Origin of the sequence: Celeribacter marinus (assembly GCF_965656515.1) — a bacterium.
GTDB lineage: Bacteria > Pseudomonadota > Alphaproteobacteria > Rhodobacterales > Rhodobacteraceae > Celeribacter > Celeribacter marinus_D.
Window position 1 is genome coordinate 25,135 of the sequence record NZ_CBFHKW010000032.1, and the last position, 2,747, is coordinate 27,881.

At 57.2% G+C, this 2,747-nt stretch carries 1 protein-coding gene and 1 pseudogene; both read right to left on the reverse strand.

Features of this window, described 5'->3' with window-relative positions; all coding sequences use genetic code 11:
• Nucleotides 1-191: pseudogene (locus tag ACTG34_RS08735) on the reverse strand (LPS assembly lipoprotein LptE); the annotation flags it as partial.
• Entirely contained in the window at nt 178-2,739 is a 2,562-nt protein-coding gene (leuS, locus tag ACTG34_RS08740; protein ID WP_439104561.1) for a leucine--tRNA ligase, read from the reverse strand. The gene leuS and the pseudogene ACTG34_RS08735, both read right to left, overlap by 14 nt.
• Nucleotides 2,740-2,747: the final 8 nt, after the last annotated feature.

Sequence of the window (2,747 nt, forward strand, 5' to 3'; positions counted from 1 at the left end):
GCGCCGAGTTGACCCTCAACAGCGCGGACAAAGGCATAGTCTTCGCGGGTCACGGGTGCGGTCAACTCAACGGCATCACGCAACGCATTTGCCGCACCGTTTGGCCCATACAAGGGCGTGAACCCACACCCCGCCAACGCGGCAATCGCGGCGGCGGAGCATAGGAATGTGCGGCGGTTAAATGACGACATTGATGATACGGCCCGGAACAACGATGAGTTTCTTAGGCTGCCCACCGTCGAGCGCCTTTAGAACAACTTCGTTCGCCAGAGCGAGTTTTTCAATCTCTTCTTTCGGCATATCGCTTGGAACAGTGATTTCGTCGCGCCGCTTGCCATTGATCTGGATCGGTAGCGTGACGTTCTCTTCGACCAACATCTTCTCGTCTGCGCATGGCCATGGGGCACGCGCTATGAGACCCTCGCCACCAAGCATCGACCACATTTCCTCCGCAAGATGCGGTGTCATCGGAGACATGAGTTGCGCGAGAGTCTTTAGCGCAAACCGCTTTGCCTCACGTCCCGCTTTGGATTTCGCAATGGTATTTGTGAAACCGTAAAGCTTTGCAATGGCCGCGTTAAAGCCAAAGCTGTCGATCCCCAATGTGACCTCGTTCATGGCTTTGTGGGACGCGCGCAATAGGTCATCGTCACCGGTGCCGCTTTCGGGGGCGCCCGCTAGGTCCGCCGTCAAACGCCACACGCGGTTGAGATGCTTGGCCGAGGCTTCGGCACCGGATGCCGTCCATTCCACATCGCGTTCGGGCGGGCTATCGGACAGCACAAACCAACGTGCCGTGTCGGCGCCGTATTGTTTGATGATCTCGACCGGATCGACAACGTTGTTTTTGGATTTCGACATCTTAGCCGAAGGGATCACGGTGATCGCCTCACCTGTCGCTTTGACGAATGTGCCGCCATCGCGTTCTTCGACTTCATCAGGGTAGTGATAGATGGCGCGGCCATGCTCGTCCTTGCGCACCGCATTCTGGTAAATCGCGTGCGTCACCATCCCTTGGGTGAAGAGCGCGTTGAACGGCTCGCGCGCGCTATCGGGCAAGTGACCTGTGACGTTCATCGCGCGGGCGAAAAAGCGTGAATAGAGCAGGTGCAAAATCGCGTGCTCGATGCCGCCGATATACTGATCGACGTTCATCCAATAGGCCGCATCTTCTGACACGGTTGGCGTGTCGGCGTGCGGGGATGTGAATCGCGCATAGTACCACGAGCTGTCCACAAACGTGTCCATCGTGTCCGTCTCTCGTAACGCATCCGCACCACAGTTCGGGCAAGTGCAATTGCGCCATGTCGGATGGCGGTCAAGCGGATTTCCAGGTTGATCGAATGTCACATCTTTGGGCAATTCGACGGGCAGGTTCTCTTTCTTCTCAGGAACCACGCCGCAGGCCTCGCAATGCACCACAGGGATCGGACAGCCCCAATAGCGTTGGCGCGACAGGCCCCAATCGCGCAAGCGGAACTTGGTCACGCCGTGGCCCACGCCGTTGCTTTCGCAAAAATCAATGGCGGTCTCGACGCCTTGGTCGCCGGTCTGTACCTCTTCGCCTGCAAAGCCGAGCAGGTATTTGACCGCGTCGGTTTTGAACGGGACAAACGCCTCGGACGTGTTCAATTCACCTTCGGTCGGTGCAAAGACGTAGTTGATCGGCAAGCCGTACTTGGTCGCAAAATCATGGTCGCGCTGATCATGTGCAGGACAGCCAAAGATCGCGCCTGTGCCGTAATCCATCAAGATAAAGTTGGCGATATACACCGGCAATTCCCACGCCGTATCAAACGGGTGGCGCACCTTTAGGCCCGTATCAAGGCCAAGTTTCTCCGCCTTTTCAATCACCTCTTCGGTGGTCCCGCCTTTGCGACATTCATCGCAGAACGCGGCAATCTCGGGGTTCTCTGCCGCCAGCTTTTTGGCCAATGGATGATCGGCGGAAATACCGACAAAGGACGCGCCGCGCAATGTATCGGGACGCGTGGTGTAGACCTCAATGCGGTCGTGGTCCTCGGGCGCGTCGATCAACGAGAACGCAAATTGCAACCCGCGTGATTTGCCGATCCAGTTTTTCTGCATCGTCTTGACCTTGTCTGGCCAGTTGTCGAGCGCATCAATGGAATTCAAAAGGTCGTCGGAGTAATCGGAGATTTTAAAGAACCACTGCGTTAGATCACGCCGCTCAACAGGCGCACCGGACCGCCACCCGCAACCGTCAATCACCTGTTCATTCGCCAGAACCGTCATGTCGATCGGATCCCAGTTCACAGTCGCGTTTTTGCGGTACACCAATCCCTTGTCCATGAAATCGATGAACATGGATTGCTGTTGTCCGTAGTATTCGGGATCACAGGTGGCAAACTCGCGGGTCCAGTCGATCGACAGGCCGAGCGGCTTCATCTGGTCGCGCATCGTGGCGATGTTTTGATAGGTCCATTCGCCTGGATGCCCACCCGATGCCATCGCCGCGTTTTCGGCGGGCATGCCAAAGGCGTCCCACCCCATCGGGTGCAGCACCGAGAACCCGCACGACGATTTGTAGCGCGCGACAACATCGCCCATCGTGTAGTTGCGCACGTGGCCGATGTGGATGCGCCCCGATGGATAGGGGAACATCTCTAGGACGTAGTACTTTTCCTTATCGGGGTCACGTTTGGCGAGAAAAACCTCCGCCTCGTTCCAGGCAGCTTGCCATTTCGGTTCCAGATCGGCGGGCGCGTAGCGGCTCATTGGGGTAT

Coding starts and splice junctions, on each gene's coding strand:
- leuS (WP_439104561.1), bottom strand. CDS start 2,739: ATGAGCCGCTACGCGCCCGCCGATCTGGAACCGAAATGGCAAGCTGCC.